Consider the following 16,338-nt stretch of genomic DNA (forward strand, 5'->3'; position numbering starts at 1 on the left):
ACTACTGTTCCCCGAACTTTATCACTATGCTGATTCTTCGATTGGAAGCATCAAACGGTCTGTTGCGATCACGCAGCCTGGTATCGGCATAGCCGCGCACATCGGAAAGTTGTTCAGCCCGCAACCCGTTGGCCATGAGAAGTCGTCGCGCCGCGTTGGCACGATCCGTGCTCAGCTCGAAATTCGTGTACCCCTGTGTGCCCGAATACGGAAGCGCGTCCGTATGTCCTTCGATGACTACATCGTTCGCGAGTTTTCCGATCTCCGATGCAATCGTCGTCAGTATCCCGATAGCCTCCGGCTTCAGCCGTGATGTACCGAGGTCGAAATATGCACCTTGAGCAGATTCGTTCAGATTGATTCTCATTCCTTCTTCCGTCATTTCAAATGAGATCTGGCTCAGAAGCTGATGCAACGATGAATCCTGCCCCAATTTCTTCGTCAGAGTTGAGGCCATCTCCTGCATGCGTTTGGTTTCCCGGCGCAGATTATCTTCCGTATGTTGCTGAGGCATTGGCACTGTTGTTCCCGTGAACGCACCGCCTCCCGTTGAGTTCTCAAAAAAGGCGCCCGGATCTCTGAAATAGTGGGCCACATATTCCTTCACCTGTTTGCTCTGCCCGACGATCCATAACACAATAAACAATGCCATCATTGCAGTCACGAAATCAGCATACGCTACTTTCCACGCGCCGCCGTGATGACCGTGTGCGCCATGTTTCTTCTTCTTGATGATAATGGGAAGATCGCTATGACTGCGATTCATTGCTCTCGCCAATTGCTTAGGATTGTACGTGCTTCAGAGCTTTCACCGCTTGCTCCAATTCCTGGAATGCCGGCCGGACTTCGTTCGGGATGACGCGTCGGGCAAATTCAACAACCACCAACGGGGCATTGCCTTTTGCATAGGCAACGATTCCGGCCTTCATACATTCAAAATATCGTGATTGCGACTGGCTTAACAGATCCATGTGCGTCGACATCGGGCCGACGAAGCCGTAGCAGAGAAAAATTCCAAGAAACGTCCCCACAAGCGCCGCGGCAACCTTATAGCCAATTTCCGCAGGCGGGCCGTCAATTGCCTGCATCGTGATCACGATTCCCAAGACGGCCGCAACGATGCCAAGACCGGGAAGTGCATCGGCGACTTTTTGCAGCATTCCGCTTGCTTGTGTTTCTTCGGTGTGATGTGTCTCGATGTCGGCTTCAAGCATCGATTCAAGATCGTGCGGCGGTACGCCCCCCCCCATCAGCAGTTTCATCGTATCAGCAAGATAGTACAGCGCATGCTTGTGGTGCATGAGGAACTTATTTTTTGCGAAGATGGAACTTGCCTCGGGTTTTTCAACGTGCTGCTCAATAGCTATCAGGCCGTCGCGTGTTGCGGCGTTGAAGAGTTCGAACATCGTCTTCAGCAGGTTCAGGTATTCATCCTTGGTGTACGGGTCGCCTTTGAAGAGCCCGCCCATGTTGCTGGCCACACGTTTGAGCAGTGAAGGCGGCGTCTGCACCAACAATGCGCCCATCGCTGCTCCGCCGATAATGAGAAATTCTTCCGGCTGGAAAAGTACTCCAAGCGGGCCGCCGTGCAACACAAACCCGCCGAGGACACTCAGCAAAACAACGGCAATTCCAATTATCACAAACATGGATACGACCCTTCTCTCATCAGTCTTGTTTTGGCTTGGCCGCCGATTTGGTCAACATGCCTGCGGCTTTTGCTGCCGCGCTCTTTTCTCCGCGGGCAGCAAGGACGTTTTGCCTTTCAATTTCCGAAACAATCTCGGCACGATAGATCTTCACGTCCGGCGGGGCTTCAATCCCGATCTTCACTTGTCCATCGCTGATATGAAGTATCTTCACTCGGATGCCGCCGCCGATTTGAACTGCTTCATCGAGCTTTCGTGATAGGACTAGCATGGGTCACTCTCCCGTAACGAGTTGCAGCTCGTTGATTAATTTGTGCTGAATGGCAAACCGCTCGTTCTCAAGAATTGCCTGCTTCCCGAGATGTTTTTCAGCATCGATCAATAACGGGCTTCTCAGATTCACGGTGGATTGTTCAATGGGTTCCTTCAGCGACACAATGACCGCCACCGTAACGCCCTCTTCGAATCGCTCGGATGCCCGGTACAGAGGTTCGATAAATTTCGGATCAAGAATCGGAACACAGAGCTCCTTGTCCTCCACAGATAGCAGCCAACGGAATGGCTCTGTTTCGGGATAGTTGATAATGATGAACTTGTGCAAGTGTTCAAATCCGATGATTCCCTCCGGAAAGTCATACACATGTTCCTGTGCGTATTCGATTTCACCGAACTGTTGATTGAAACACTTCATTGTTGTTCTCCAGAATGTTTAGTGTTGTGCAAAGTTTCAGATGAAACAATAACGATATCGACCCGCCGGTTTCTTGCCTTGTTCTCCTGCGTTGTGTTGGGCACCAGAGGCTTGTACTCTGAAAATCCGACTATCGTCACCTTTTGCGGGTCAATGCCATGCCGTTTCATCAAATAATCGCCTGTGTTCATTGCCCGACCGACCGACAAATGCCAGTTTGAAGGGAACATGGTTGTGCTGATGGGAACGTTGTCAGTGTGTCCTTCAACTCTAATCTCGTTGGGCAGTGTCTTCAGAACGCTAGCCAGCAAGTCGAGGCTCCCCGTGGACGTGTTCTTGAGTGTCGCGCTGCCGGATGCAAATAGCAATTCTTCCGCCAAATGCACAACTACGCCCCGTGAATCCTGTGAAACGGAAACCAATTGAGATTGAAGGTCCTGATAGAGCGCCCCGTGCAACTTGCGTTCAATACTCATGCGATCCGGCATCAACGCTCCCCCGGGCAACACGGATTCGGATTCACCTAAAGGTACGGCCTTTCCGAACATCCCACCAAGGGCTACCACCACCTTTGAGTATTTCGTATTATCAACCTGGGACATTGCATATAAAATGACAAACAATCCCAGCAACAACGTAATCAAATCCGCGTAGGTGAGAAGCCACCTGTCCGCGTTTGACTGATTTTCGGGCTTCGATTGCCGTATTCGCTTCGATTTCATGCGAGCGCAGAGTTCCTTTCTGAATGCGGCAACATGCTTTCGAGCTTTGCCTTGATCACGCTCGGAATTTCTCCCGCCTGAATTCCTTGAACACCTTCAAGTATAAGATCGAGATGCATACTCTCTTCATCGTGAATTTTCTTCAGTTTGTCATAAATCGGGAGCCACACGATGTTTGCCATGAGCACGCCCCACAAGGTGGCGATAAAAGCCGTTGCTATGTGCCGGATGAGTGTATCCGGGTCTTCACCGGCCGCGGCAAGCGTGGCAATCAAGCCCATTACTGTTCCGATAATGCCCATTGTTGGCGAATACCCGCCCATTTTGTGAAATATCGCAGCACTCCTTGCATGGCGGTCGCCCACATAGTGGATTTCCGTTTCCGCGAGGCCGCGCAAACTATGTGGATCAATACCGTCCACAGTTAACCTCAAAATCTTTTGCAAGAACTGATGCGGAGCTGTATCGATGAATTTCTCAAGAGCGAACAGTCCTTCCCGCCGTGCAACAGACGAGTAAAACACAATGGAATCGATCGTTGATCGAACATCCTGTTTCGGCGGACGCGCCGCAAGAAACATCAGTTTGCCGATGCTCTTTATGCTGCTCATCGATGTGCCGATCATCGCTGCTGCAATGGTTCCGCCAAATACAATCGCCATGGCGGGAAGCAGAATAAGTCCGCCGATGGTACCGCCTTCCAACACAAACGAACCAAACACCACAGAGAATCCCAGCGTCAAGCCGAGTATTGTTCCAGCATCCCAACGAGAATTCATTCTATCGCAAGAAATCCATCAGTGATTTGGGAATCAGTCGTGCGCCAACATTCAGTGCCGCCTCCAGCATTATCTCTTCCTTTCTCAACAACAGCGTTGATTCTGCAAAATCCGTATCCTCGTCATTTGAGAGCAAGCTTGTCAGTTGGATTTCCCTTCCGGCAAGAAAGTTTTCGTGCATTTCAAGAGCATTCATCATGAGCCCGACCTTTCCGCCGACACTCGACACGTGCGACACATGCGCCGTCACTTGGTCGTAGTGTGCCGCAGTGGGTACAGTCCCGCCACGCATCGTGTCACGGATGTCGATCAGCGCCTGAAAAATCTCCTCTCCGAGAAATGCCTGCATTCCGTCGATATTCACTGCTTGCTTCAATCCGTCACCGACCTGAAGCTCGATCGTTCCGCTGATGCCGTTAGGGTTGAGAGTGACGCTTGATCCATCGGCTGCCAAAATGAACGGCGGGGCCGTGGTTTGCGTACCGCCGAAAAGGTGCTTACCGTTGAACTGCGTGTTACCGATCTGAACGGCACTCTTAATGATGGCGTCGATTTGCTCGGCAAAGGTCTGCAGGCTTGTCGTGCCGATTCCACTCCGTGCCTTGGTTACAATGTCTTTTGCTTCAAGCAAGAGGTTGCTGAAATTATCAATGGCTTGTGCAGTTGCCTGCAGCATCACAGTTCCGTCACTTACGTTCTTCTGGAACTGTTCGTTTTTGTTGATGGCGGTTTTTGTTCTGAGAATTCTGTAGGCCGCCTCCGGATCGTCCGACGGGTTCAAGACCCGCTTTCCCGACGAAAGCTGATCCTGAAGTTTGCTCATTCGGGATCGGGAATTGTTGACGCTCGTCAGGAAATTCTTCGTCAGCATGTTATCACTGATTCTCATAGCTACACCATATTGAGGATTGTTTTCATAAGTTCGTCCGTAGTACTCACAAGCCGGGCGGCTGCTTCGAATGACCGTTGAAATTTGATCATGTTTGTCATCTCTTCATCCAACGAAACACCCGAAATGGATTCGCGCTGTGCATACAATTGGGAAAGAATGAGTTCAGCCCCGTTACTTGCCGCTGTTGCCGAGGTGACCGCCGATCCCACGGAGCTGACAAATCTGTTGTAAAACTGGGAGACAGTTGATGTTCCGCCGTCGAGCAGTTGTTCGTTGATAATTCCAAACAACGCCAAGGCATTCTCATTGTTGCCCGGTGCGCCATCACCTGAAGCAGCTATGTTGTTAATATCGGAGGAGATCGTCGTGTTCACGGCAATACTTCGGGCATCGGTTCCCGTAAAGAAATTGATCCCGGTTTGTGGCGGATCTCCGAGTCCGTATCCCGCAGAATGAACCGCGTTGACACGTGTGATGATTGTGTTTGCGAGAGTATCAAGCTGAGACTGGTACCCGGGAATCGTTGTGTTGTACATTTCCATCAGGCCGCCGAGTTGGCCGCCGCCAACTTGCAGAGCGTAACCGCCGGATGTGGTAATGGTCAACGAGTCTGCCGTTGCAGACATTTGCAGGGGAACCGATGTAGCATTTCCGGCAACAAGCGTTCCCCCGATTGAGACCAGCATGACACCCTGACTATCCACCGATGCCGAGATATTGGCAAGTTGCGAAAGCTGGTCAAGCGCCTGATCGCGTTGATCCATCAGGTCATTCGGAAGGTTGCCTGCGCCCTTCGCTGACACGATTTGCGCGTTCAAATCCGCAATTTGCCTTGTCAGACTGTTGATCTGAATGACCTTGTTTCCGGCATCGTCAATGAGATTGTTGCGCTGAGCTATGAGGCCGTTGCTGATGCGGTTGAAGGTGGAAACCAGGTGCGTTGCCTGCGACAACACCGCGTTACGCGGACCGGCATCCTCGGGATGTGCAGACAGTTCCTGGAAACTGTTGAAGAACTTCGTCATAGCCGATTGGAGCCCGTGATCGGACGGCTCATTCAGTACCGACTCAATTTGACTAAGTACGCCCTGCCGCAACGAAGCTGACCCCAACGTTCCGCTTGATTGACGATATTGGTTATCAAGAAACCTGTTGCGCAAACGTTCAATTCCTTCAACGCTTACACCTGTTCCAATGAACAATCCTTGGGCATTTTTGAGCGGCATTGTTGCGGTCAAATCTGCACGCTGGCGCGTGTAGCCCGGCGTTGTTGCATTCGCTATATTGTGACTCGTGACGTTCATTGAGAGTTGCTGCGACGCCAGCGCCCTACGCCCGATCTCCAACAGTCCAAATAAGCCCGGCATGGTTTTCCTCTTTTTAGATTCGATGATCGACTAATTGACGGGAATGCCCGTCCGTGACTATGCGCAGTGTTTCCCGCACAAACCTTCGGGAATGCTCAATCAAGAACTGGTTTGCCTGATTCACTTTCATCATCACTTCTACCGCTGAATGCAGACGGCTTCCAATCATTGAGAGTTTGTCAGCATCGTTCTGCTGAAGTCGACAAAGCAATGATGTAAGATGAATCGACGTTTCCGGTTCATCGGGTGGCTGAGCAACCTCGCTCCACACCTCCCGCGTAAGCCGGAGCCGTTCCTGTTCAAGCGCTTCAATAGGCAGCAGAAGTTCCTGTTGCTTGTCCACCGAAGTCTCGACTACCGCGTGGTCAAGGTTTACCAGGGCTTGTTGTTGCATCCTCATCACTTCAATCAACTGTTCGGTCAGTTCCGCTTCGGTCGCCATCACTTCCATGAGATGATTAAGGTTACTCATTGCTTGTCTCCTGCTGTTGGAATACATTCATCAATCGAATGACACGGGCTACGTAGTGCTTCGTCTCACTAAACGGGGGAACACCGCCGTGCTTTTTTACTGCTCCCGGTCCGGCGTTATAGGACGCAAGAGCGAGAGTTTCATTCCCGTCGTGTCGTTCGAGCAACTGCTTGAGATATTTCGCCCCGCCCAAAATATTCTCTCGCGGATCCCACACATTCTTTACGCCCATTTCGGCTGCCGTTGAATCAATCAATTGCATCAATCCTTTTGCATTCTTCGGCGACTGCGCATCGGGCCGTGCCGAAGACTCCGCCGCAATAACCGCCTTGATGAGACTATCCTTCACTCCGAACTTCTCGGAAGCTTCTGCAACATACGACTCGTAGTTCCTCAACCGGTCAACAAGGGATGTCTTGTTGCTCACGATTGAGGCGGAATCAACCCCCGGCGCCTTCTTTACCGGCACACTGTTTTTCAGGAAATCGACGTTTCGTTCCAACTTCCCCGACGGCCCGGGGTTGTTCTGAGTCACCGGCGAGACATGCGGAAGCAACTTCTCCCCCGTCATCTTTCTGTAGAGCATGTCGGCTATGCCGAGATTGCTGTTTTTGGAGATGTGCTTTGCCAATTCCACATCAAACAAACTCTCCAGCATGTCGCCGCCGAAGCTATCCGTAGAGTTATCGGACTTTTCGACGGTATTCCTCATGCTCTTGAGCATATACCCAACGAAAACAGACTCAAACTCCCGAACAGCCTTCTGAAGCTTGGCTTTTTGGACCGGATCGAGCTTTTCGCTTTTCTGCGAAGCAGCCGGCGATGATATGGACTGATCAATAGTCATCAGTTGCGCCTATATAATCACCAATGCGGCTTTCAACGCCCCCGCCTCTTTCAATGCCTGAAAGATGGCAATAATATCGCGAGCGCCGACTTTCAGCATGTTCAAAGCCTTCGCAACATCCTGAACTGTTGCAGCCCCGTCGAGTGCCACCACAACGGATGAATCAACCTGCGCCGACACCGTTGTCAGGTTTGTCACGACAGTCTGACCTTGCGAAAAGGGGTTCGGCTGAGAGACGACCGGTGTTGACTGAATGTCGATATTCAAGCTCCCATGAGAGATTGCCACCGGAAGTAAACTGACCGCTCCGCCGACGACAATTGTACCGGTTTTTTCGTTGATAACAACCTTCGCTGCAACGTCGGGAGTTATTTCGATAAGCTCGACTTGGGAAATGAACTCGACAAGCCGGCCATCGTTCTTGAACTCATTCGGGATTGTAAGGGAAATTGTCGAGCCGTCGTTTGCTGTGGCAATTCTGCTGCCGAATTTTGAATTGACTTCCTCCGCTATCCTGTTTGCAGTCGTGAAATCTGCCTGTGTCAGAACAAGGGCAATCGTTGAATCGGTGCTGAAATCTGTACCGACAGATCGTTCGAGAATTCCGCCGCCGGGAATGCGTCCGGCGGAAGTATGATTGCGGCGGACTTCGTTACCATTTTGGCGAACGCCGCTCCCCCCAACCGAGATCGGTCCCTGAGCCATTGCATAGACTGCCCCGTCAATTCCTGAAAGAGGGGTCATCAATAGAATTCCTCCGGCGAGATTTGTTGCATCGCCCATTGATGAGACGGTTACATCTATCACTCCGCCCTCGCGCGCAAATCCCGGAATCGTCGATGTGACCATCACTGCCGCGACGTTCCGAAGTCTCAAATCAGCTTGCGGAACGGTGATTCCGAATCGTTTGAGCATGCTCGTAACCGATTGCAGGGTAAATGTCGATCGTTGCGTATCACCTGTGCCGTTCAATCCGACAACCAGTCCGTAGCCGATAATCTGCTTGCCGCGTACACCTTGAAGGTATGCGATGTCTTTGATTCTGGTTGCAGAGTTGGCGCTGCCAGCGGCAAACAGAACGGCTGCAACAACAATATGAAAACGGTTCAATTTCATGATTCAGATTCCTTAAAACAGCCAATGAAAGATCTTTGTCAGCCAACCCGGTTCCTGCACTTTCGTGAGACTTCCTTCTCCTTGCAACATAATCTTGGCATCAGCAATGTTGAATGAGTAGACCGAGTTGTCAGGCATGATATCCGATGGACGAACAATGCCCGAGATCTTCAGGATCTGCTCTTCGCCATTGATGGTTATCGAGCGGCTTCCGTTGATGATGACATTTCCGTTTGCAAGAACTGAATCAACTTGCGCGCTGATTTTAGCCCGGACTGAGCCGCGATTCGAAGTCGAGCCTTCGCCCTTGAACTGATTCCCTGTTCCGACTCCTCCACTGACGCTTTTGCCGCTGCCTGATGGCAGAGTGGCATTTGCAGAGAGGGAGATGTCGCTGCCGCGTGATGTTTCCGTTTTTGCGTCGTTGACGGCGCTCGTGCTTTCGAGAATCAACACTGTCACGGCATCACCGACTTGTGTCGCCTTTTGGTCGGCAAACAACGAGCGATTCAGGTTGTTACGCATATCCTGGGCAAAGACGCTACTTGCGCCGACAAACCCAAATAGTACGAGATATTTCCAAATGTTCGACTTCATTGTTCGACTTTCACTTGTGACTGACCAATTCAACATTCTTTTCATCGACAACCCGTGCAGTGAATCTGTTTCCTGATCCGGTCTTCTGGACTTTGATGATATCACCCTTTGCACCATCCTCACGGGCAATTGCCTGCACACCAATCACAATACTATTGGATTTCACCGAGAGTGTGACGGGGCTGCCTTGTGTTATTGTCGGGATTCCCTCGAACATGCTTTCCGTCAGAACTGAACCGGCATTGATGATGCGCTTTGCCCGCTTCCCTACGAGCTTTTTCGGGTCGGTAATAACATCTTCCGATAACATTGTAGTCTCAACTTCTTCTCTTCTTGCAGCGATGGAATCGCCGGACTGCCCCTTTTCTATCTTGTCCGATGCAATCATAACTTTGCCGAAACGCCGGATCTTCACCGAAACAAGAAACGTATGCTCAACACGTCCATTCTGCACCACTTCAATCGGAAGCAGCACATTCTTCCGCAGCAACATTGACCCCTTGTCGGCAACCCGAAACGTTGCTCCCTTTAAGGTGACAGAACCATTCACAGGAACCTTCCGGAACTCGACAGCAAATTCCACCTCAGCACTTGACTGAGCGGCAAGTTTCGAGCCTATGAATTGCTCAATCACCTTCCTGATTTCCTGCTCAGCTGGCGAACGGTCTTGCACATCTGCGGGAAACAACAATGTCAGTATGACACCAAGGACAATCACAGTGCGTTACCGCTTCAAGTTGTTGGCGATTTGAAGCATATCTTCAACGGTTTTGACCGTCTTCGAATTGATTTCATACGCACGTTGCGCAACGATCATATTCACCATCTCCTCAACAACATCCACGTTGGATGATTCAAGGTAACCTTGTTGAAGTTCGCCAAATCCCTCGCTTCCCGCTGTCCCGACCATTGCAGCACCTGAAGCGGGCGTTTCAACGAACAGGTTGTTGCCGATTGCCTTCAATCCGGCCACGTTCACAAATCTTGCCAGCTCAATTTGTGCGACGCGAACCGGCGTATCTCCGGAGCCATCGCTGACTTCAACCGTACCGTCACGACTCACGGAGAAACTCTGTGCATCGCTCGAAAGCGACACGCCGGGATCCATCACATAACCGAGTGAAGTGACAAGAGTACCGTCTGAAGAAAGTTTGAAGGAACCGTCCCGTGTGTAAGCAATTGTCCCGTCCGGTTTTCGGATCTGGAAGAAGCCCTCGCCGACAATTGATATGTCAAACGGATTGCTTGTCGCCTGCAAGTCTCCCTGCACGAAGCTCTTCTGCGTTGCCATCGGTGCTGTACCGGTTCCGACCTGAATTTCGTTCGTCTCCCGCAATGCATTACCGCTTGCGCCTCCGCTTGCCTTGATTGTCTGGTACATCAAGTCCTGAAACTCCGCTCTCGACTTCTTGAAGCCCGTCGTGTTTACATTCGCAAGATTGTGCGCGATGGTGTCCACGTTCAATTGTTGAGCGCCCATTCCTGCAGATGCTGTTCGTAGTGCCCTGTTCATATCATTCTCCCTTTGTCATAGACTTTTGCTGCTCTCTTCTCATGTTCTTTTGTTTCAGAACTTTCCTACTTCCATCAACTTGTCGAGCGTCGCATCCTGGGATGTGATCGCTTTTTGATTTGATTCGAAGTGACGTGATATCTCGATCATTTCGATCATCTCTGCAATCCCGTCAACGTTCGATTCTTCCAGAAAGCCCTGCCGCACAATCGGAAACTCCTTTTCGATGAGTCCCGCAGTATTCTCTTCATCCGAACGAAATATGGCGCCGCCTTCCTTCTTCAGTTTCGATTGATCCTGAAACTCGACAATCCTTATTTTTCCTATGTGGTCCTTTCCGATCATGATCTCGCCTGACTCGGTAACGACAACGTTCTCCTGAACTACCCTCTGAACATTCGGAAGCGTGATTTTTCCGTCCGAACTGAGAACGGGAAACCCTTCACGCGTTGTCAACGATCCATCAAGCCCGAGCGTAAAGTTGCCGTTGCGCGTGTATCGTTCACCCTGCGGAGTCTGCACGACAAAATAGCCTTCACCCTGCAACGCAAAATCAAGGGGGTTCTGTGTCTGTTTCAATGACCCTTCACTGAAATCGGTTGTCTTTTGAATCGTCAGCCGTGCGGTGAATTCGCCTGCAGAGGACTTTGGGGCAACGCCGGAATCTTTCATCATCTCTACAAACATCCCGTCCTTCTTGAAACCTGTTGCATTCATATTTGCGAGATTGTTTGCCAGAACTTCCATTTTCACAAGCATGGGTGGCATGCCATTGCTTGATGAATACAGTCCCTTGATCATGCTCGTGACTCCTTCCGGATTTGTGATTCTTCCAGTTTTCGCAACGACGTGGCAAGCTCGACTTCTCCCCTGCCAACCCCAAGCCTTTTGGCTGAAACGTGATTCTGCCGCGTGGACTTGAGTTGTGATTCCCATGCGTAGGGCTTGCGCTCCGATTCGAGTCTTCTCAACAGATGAAATTCTCCCTGTCCCCGCCCGAATGTCTTGGCGAGAGAAATGGCCGAATCATCTGCTTCAACCGTACCGAATTCTAACGCGAGACGCCCGGACGATCCTTGTATTTTTTCTTGAAGGACGAGTTTCGCCTGTGCAAGAATTGCATCAACTGCCGATACTTCATGCCTCTCAAGCTGGTTCGAACGCGGCATGGTGTGCTTGCGCGACATCGGATTGCCAATCGTGGACATCATTGCAGCGGTCCCGACAAGTGAGACGAGCAAAGCGGCAACAAATGGAATGGTCCGCACCCCAAAAACGCCCTGATCGGATATGCTCATAGCCGGGCTCCTGTTCGCTGCCGCCTCCTCATTCTGTAAAGCCAACGCTCTAATGTCAATCACCGGAACGACATTCTCCGATTCCTGCGATGAGTTTGTATCTGCCGATGATTTGGTTTCAGCACGAGGTGGAGCCTCGCGTTTCGTCTTTTGCAAATTCGCTTGCGCCACAATACTCGCATACGGCGCGAGCAGCAGAATTGCCAATACCAGCAGTCGTCTCATACAACCCTCCTTCGCATAGGCAGAAATATCGTGAATGTCGTCCCTTTCCCTACTTCACTCTCCACATTTATTTCTCCTTTGTGGTCACTGATGATTTTTCTGCAAATGGATAGGCCAAGGCCTGTTCCGCTTCCTTCACCCTTCGTTGTGAAAAACGGCATAAAGATCTTGTCAAGATGGTGTTTTTCAATCCCCCCTCCTGAGTCAACGAACTTTGCAATTATGTGAAACCCCGAGGATTCTGTCGAGATTGTTATCATTCCGCCTTTGTGCATTGCATCCCGCGCATTGATCAACAGATTCAGGAACACCTGCTGCAGCGTATTGATGTTACCAACCACCGGAGGAAGATCGGGACACAACGCAGTACAGATTTCTATCATCGAGTTCCGATATTCGTGTTGAACCATGGCCACGGTCTCTTCAATCGCCCTATTCACGTTGACTTCCTCCATTTTGGGCTCTTCCGAAGCATTGCGGGCGAAGTTCATCAGCCGTCGGGTCATCTCCGAGAGACGCTTGACTTGCTGTGCGAGAAGATCGTGCCATCCGGGAAGTGGCTTCCCGCGCTGCACCATTTCCATATGCATCATGATGATCTGAATCGGATTCTTGATCTCATGCACAATACTCGCAGCCAACTCGCCGATGGCAGCGAGCTTTGCGGCATGCATCGTCTGCGCCTGCGATTCCTTCAGTTCTTTGTTCAAAGACACAATGCGATCATATGTCCGCCAGTTCTCGATACCAACCGCGGCTTGATGCGCCAGAACACTCAAGAGCTGGATGTCGTGGTTTGAGATTTCTTCATGCGATTTCGGCGACTGAATGATGAAGACCCCAAGCGCCTCGTTGCGCATGAAAAGCGGCACGATTACGAGAATTCTCTGTTGCATGCCTGCACCGATCACATCAAGGTCAGGGAACAACGCTGTCCGTTGCTCCGCTATCACCCAATCCACAATTCCCGCCTCAACCTGCTTCCGGGCAAGGACGATAAACTCCTGGGAAGATCGCTTTGAAAATGGCAAGAGCAAACCCGATTCCCGCTCGAACAGAAACACGTTCATTTCAAGCACCGGAAGAACCTGCCGCGTGAGATGCACAAGCGTCCCGACAATCTCTTCCGGCTCCAACGCTGTGCTGATACTGTTGGACAATTGCTGCATCGCCAACAGTTCATTAAGCGAGGTACGAATAGCCGCGTTATTTTCCGTTGCCTGGAGATGATTCCGTTTGAGAAGATCAATTGTCTCTTCCAGCGCTGTAATGTACTGCTCGCGGCTCTCCATGAACGATTCAAACTGCGGCGCAGCATTGTCAAGCAACTGCAGACGATTGCGGCGCAATCTGGTTTTCTGATGTGAGGAAGGCTTCATGTTAGTCTCGGGTCGCACCGAACATACTCTTGAACTGTGTTATATCCGAAGCAATGATCGAACGATAATTTTCAATGTACCGGTCAAGCAACCCCGGATCGTCGAGTTGAAGCCTGTGCAACACATCCGGATGGAATGTTAACCCGTCTTCGTACTGCATCGGCGATCCGCACAGAGTATTTGCCAACACGTCAGCACAATGGATAATACTGACGAGATCCGGATTCTCTTTCGCTTCCAGCGGTTCGTGGTGTTTGAAGATTGCTTCAACGAGATGATTCGGAAAGTTCCACCGTTCGGCAAGCCAGCCGCCGATTTCCGCATGCGTAACGCCAAGAACTTCGCGCTCAGCCTCAATAAAGGGGAGGCCCGAGGTTTCAGCTCGCGCCTTTATGTCATCGTACTCACTACGAAAATACTGATACAAGGCCGACATACCCATGTCGTGAAGTAGACCGCCGACAAACACTTCACCACTGACGCGGTACCCAAGGTCACGGGCGAGCCTGCGTGCAATGACGCCGCTATAAATTGAGTGATCCCAGAACCGGTGGGCATCGAATGTTGCGTCACCCTTTTTTTGAAGGGCGCTGACAAGTGAGATACTAATGACTATCTCCTTCAGTGCATCAAACCCGAGAACAATTATTGCGAAATCAACGGTCGCTATTTGCTTCGGGAAACCGTAGAATGCTGAGTTGGCGATCTTCAATACTTTCCCCGTCAGAGCCTGATCAGCTTCTATCACTCTGCCCAAACGTGAAGCTGATGTTTTCGGATTTTCAACCATCTCCACAACTTCCTGGGCAACAGCCGGAAGTGTCGGCAACTGTATGATTGATTGTACCTTGTCCCGTATGAATTGCGGTGATGCCATGTAGTTCCTAAGTGTCAGTCCAGCTTTCGAATCTGAATAGTCATCCATTCCTTGTTTGCGAAGCAGCGCCTGGTCCGTGTCAGTACACGAGCGCGCTTACCTTCTTTTTCAATCGTTCGAGAATCGCCGCATGCTTCTGAAACACTCTCGATTCAGAAAGCCGCAGCACATTGGCAATTTCCTTGAATGTCAGTTCTTCATAATAATACAGCGCAATAACGAGTCTGTCCTGCGACGGCAAGTCCTCCACAATAGACACAAGCATTTCCTTCACCTGTTCATTGCCGATTCGTTCCGCAGGGTCGATATTATCGTCGGCAATGCTGTTCTCCAACGATTCTTCGGTGCCTGCTCCGAACGTGATCGCTTCCGGTGTGACGCTTCGTGCTTCGTGGAGCATTCGGACATACTCTTCGACGGACATTTGCAGTTCCTCCACAATATGCTTCGTCGAACCCGCGAGAGTGTTATTGCACTCGATTTTCTGCGTCACCTTGTCGAGTGTGCGGACTTTTTCTCGAACAGAACGCGGCACCCAGTCGAGTTTTCGCAACTCATCCTGTACTGTTCCGCGGATGCGTGTGATTGCATACGTCTCGAATTTCACTCCCCGCGAAGGATCAAACCTCTCAATGGAATCCAGAAGCCCGATCATTCCGAGTTGCAGCAGGTCCTCTTCATTGATCACCGAAGCCGACTGCCTGGAATACCCGCGGAACTTGCTGACGACATACTTCACCACGCCACTGTACTCCATGACCAGTTGCCGTTTCACATCAAGCGACCGTGTGCGGGAGTATTCCTCCCACAAAGTGTCAGTCGCTGTTTCGTTCATCACCGTGTTCATGTTGTTGTACTGTTAGGAACCTGGGTGGTCGCATCTTTTTCCGATGACTGAGAGTCGACGATATTCTTCCGGATCATCATCCCGCCAACCAGAATGATTGCGGTTGCGGCAAGCACAATCCCGACAAAAACAATGAACGAACGGGATACAATCTCCAACACCGATCCGCCGCTTCCGCCGAAAACGACCGTGGCAACACAGAAACCCAGAACCCCGATTTGAAAAATGAGTTTGTTCATGCTATACGAACCCTTCGTGTTTTCAGATGTGCAGCCTGCTCTGCTATGCGACCTGCGAGCATGTTCATCGAAAGTGATGCTCCGCAGAGGGGGAATTCCTTTAGAACCGGCGATTGCCGTGCTACAGCTTTCGCGACGCTGATATCGTACGGGATTGAGCAGAGATAATGAAGATGCTTCTTCAGAAAATGATTCACTGCCGTTTGCAATTTCATTGCAGCATCATCTGCGTCGGCAGGAGTTCGGGCTCCATTGACCACAATTTTCAAGGGAACAAATTCGTCGGCAAGTGTAATCAACTTGATCAATGCATAGGCGTCCATTATCGCTGTCGGCTCGGGACTGGTGATGACAAGTGTCTCGTGTGAACGAACTGCAAAGTTGATGATATCCTCCCGTATTCCCGCCGAAGTATCAATGACCAGGTAGTCGTAGTGTCGATCCAAGTCAGCGATGTCATTGAGCAATTCCGTCTGCTTCTCCAACGTCATTACCGGATACTCGCGATCGCCGGAATTACCCGGCAGGATGCTGAAGTTCTTGGTAACCGGCATGATGACGTCTTCAATATCCTTCTCCCCCCGGAGGATGTCGCCAAGCCGCAGCTTCGGCGAAATCCCCGCCAGCACATCGATATTCCCCAGGTTCTCGTCTGCATCGAGCAATAGCGATGTGCCGCCCAGTTCCGCCAAACGCAACGCAAGATTCAGCGCTACGGTGCTTTTTCCTACGCCTCCCTTCCCGCTGGCAACGGTGATGATATGCGGCTTCATCGCAGAATTCCTTCTGCAATTTTTCTCCGCTATTTCCCGTAGGCGGGTCGCCTGG

Annotated in this window: 21 protein-coding genes; all 21 read right to left on the bottom strand. The window is 50.9% G+C overall.

The window, feature by feature from the left end; all coding sequences use genetic code 11:
• Position 1 precedes the first annotated feature (1 nt).
• Complete coding sequence (locus KF749_00335) at positions 2 to 766, bottom strand: OmpA family protein (protein ID MBX2989591.1); 765 nt, start codon at positions 764 to 766, stop codon at positions 2 to 4.
• 16 nt (positions 767 to 782) lie between these two features.
• Positions 783 to 1,649 (bottom strand): flagellar motor stator protein MotA, encoded by an 867-nt coding sequence (gene motA, locus KF749_00340; protein ID MBX2989592.1) that lies wholly within the window; start codon positions 1,647 to 1,649, stop codon positions 783 to 785.
• 19 nt (positions 1,650 to 1,668) lie between these two features.
• Positions 1,669 to 1,920, bottom strand: a complete 252-nt coding sequence (csrA, locus tag KF749_00345; GenBank protein MBX2989593.1) for a carbon storage regulator CsrA — start codon at positions 1,918 to 1,920, stop codon at positions 1,669 to 1,671.
• Between the two features lie 3 nt (positions 1,921 to 1,923).
• On the bottom strand, positions 1,924 to 2,340 hold the full coding sequence (gene fliW / locus KF749_00350) for a flagellar assembly protein FliW (protein MBX2989594.1): 417 nt from the start codon (positions 2,338 to 2,340) through the stop codon (positions 1,924 to 1,926).
• Positions 2,337 to 3,062 (bottom strand): OmpA family protein, encoded by a 726-nt coding sequence (locus KF749_00355; GenBank protein MBX2989595.1) that lies wholly within the window; start codon positions 3,060 to 3,062, stop codon positions 2,337 to 2,339. The genes fliW and KF749_00355 overlap by 4 nt, the downstream gene beginning before the upstream one ends.
• The gene (locus tag KF749_00360; GenBank protein ID MBX2989596.1) at positions 3,059 to 3,841 is read right to left on the bottom strand and encodes a MotA/TolQ/ExbB proton channel family protein; all 783 of its coding nucleotides are present in this window, start codon (positions 3,839 to 3,841) and stop codon (positions 3,059 to 3,061) included. The genes KF749_00355 and KF749_00360 overlap by 4 nt, the downstream gene beginning before the upstream one ends.
• Position 3,842: 1 nt before the next feature.
• Positions 3,843 to 4,730: a flagellar hook-associated protein FlgL gene (flgL, locus tag KF749_00365; GenBank protein ID MBX2989597.1), complete on the bottom strand. Its 888-nt coding sequence runs from the start codon at positions 4,728 to 4,730 to the stop codon at positions 3,843 to 3,845.
• A 2-nt stretch (positions 4,731 to 4,732) separates the two neighbouring features.
• Positions 4,733 to 6,100, bottom strand: coding sequence for a flagellar hook-associated protein FlgK (flgK, locus tag KF749_00370; protein ID MBX2989598.1), 1,368 nt, complete (start codon positions 6,098 to 6,100; stop codon positions 4,733 to 4,735).
• 13 nt (positions 6,101 to 6,113) lie between these two features.
• Positions 6,114 to 6,572, bottom strand: a complete 459-nt coding sequence (flgN, locus tag KF749_00375; protein MBX2989599.1) for a flagellar export chaperone FlgN — start codon at positions 6,570 to 6,572, stop codon at positions 6,114 to 6,116.
• Positions 6,565 to 7,419, bottom strand: coding sequence for a transglycosylase SLT domain-containing protein (locus KF749_00380; GenBank protein ID MBX2989600.1), 855 nt, complete (start codon positions 7,417 to 7,419; stop codon positions 6,565 to 6,567). Before KF749_00380 ends, flgN begins: the two co-directional genes overlap by 8 nt.
• Before the next feature lie 9 nt (positions 7,420 to 7,428).
• Positions 7,429 to 8,535, bottom strand: a complete 1,107-nt coding sequence (locus tag KF749_00385) for a flagellar basal body P-ring protein FlgI (GenBank protein ID MBX2989601.1) — start codon at positions 8,533 to 8,535, stop codon at positions 7,429 to 7,431.
• A gap of 12 nt (positions 8,536 to 8,547) precedes the next feature.
• Complete coding sequence (locus tag KF749_00390; protein ID MBX2989602.1) at positions 8,548 to 9,132, bottom strand: flagellar basal body L-ring protein FlgH; 585 nt, start codon at positions 9,130 to 9,132, stop codon at positions 8,548 to 8,550.
• A 10-nt stretch (positions 9,133 to 9,142) separates the two neighbouring features.
• Positions 9,143 to 9,766, bottom strand: coding sequence for a flagellar basal body P-ring formation protein FlgA (gene flgA / locus KF749_00395; GenBank protein MBX2989603.1), 624 nt, complete (start codon positions 9,764 to 9,766; stop codon positions 9,143 to 9,145).
• Between the two features lie 90 nt (positions 9,767 to 9,856).
• Positions 9,857 to 10,645, bottom strand: a complete 789-nt coding sequence (flgG, locus tag KF749_00400) for a flagellar basal-body rod protein FlgG (protein MBX2989604.1) — start codon at positions 10,643 to 10,645, stop codon at positions 9,857 to 9,859.
• 54 nt (positions 10,646 to 10,699) lie between these two features.
• Complete coding sequence (gene flgF, locus KF749_00405) at positions 10,700 to 11,446, bottom strand: flagellar basal-body rod protein FlgF (GenBank protein ID MBX2989605.1); 747 nt, start codon at positions 11,444 to 11,446, stop codon at positions 10,700 to 10,702.
• Positions 11,443 to 12,168, bottom strand: a complete 726-nt coding sequence (locus tag KF749_00410) for a hypothetical protein (GenBank protein MBX2989606.1) — start codon at positions 12,166 to 12,168, stop codon at positions 11,443 to 11,445. Before KF749_00410 ends, flgF begins: the two co-directional genes overlap by 4 nt.
• Complete coding sequence (locus KF749_00415) at positions 12,165 to 13,547, bottom strand: GAF domain-containing protein (GenBank protein MBX2989607.1); 1,383 nt, start codon at positions 13,545 to 13,547, stop codon at positions 12,165 to 12,167. Before KF749_00415 ends, KF749_00410 begins: the two co-directional genes overlap by 4 nt.
• 1 nt (position 13,548) lies before the next feature.
• Positions 13,549 to 14,472: an HDOD domain-containing protein gene (locus KF749_00420; protein ID MBX2989608.1), complete on the bottom strand. Its 924-nt coding sequence runs from the start codon at positions 14,470 to 14,472 to the stop codon at positions 13,549 to 13,551.
• Positions 14,473 to 14,503: 31 nt separating this feature from the next.
• The gene (locus KF749_00425; GenBank protein ID MBX2989609.1) at positions 14,504 to 15,259 is read right to left on the bottom strand and encodes a FliA/WhiG family RNA polymerase sigma factor; all 756 of its coding nucleotides are present in this window, start codon (positions 15,257 to 15,259) and stop codon (positions 14,504 to 14,506) included.
• An 8-nt stretch (positions 15,260 to 15,267) separates the two neighbouring features.
• Positions 15,268 to 15,510: a hypothetical protein gene (locus KF749_00430; protein ID MBX2989610.1), complete on the bottom strand. Its 243-nt coding sequence runs from the start codon at positions 15,508 to 15,510 to the stop codon at positions 15,268 to 15,270.
• Positions 15,507 to 16,283, bottom strand: coding sequence for a MinD/ParA family protein (locus tag KF749_00435; GenBank protein MBX2989611.1), 777 nt, complete (start codon positions 16,281 to 16,283; stop codon positions 15,507 to 15,509). The genes KF749_00430 and KF749_00435 overlap by 4 nt, the downstream gene beginning before the upstream one ends.
• Between the last annotated feature and the right edge of the window lie 55 nt (positions 16,284 to 16,338).

Source organism: Bacteroidota bacterium (genome assembly GCA_019637975.1).
Lineage (GTDB): Bacteria > Bacteroidota > Ignavibacteria > UBA10030 > UBA6906 > CAADGV01.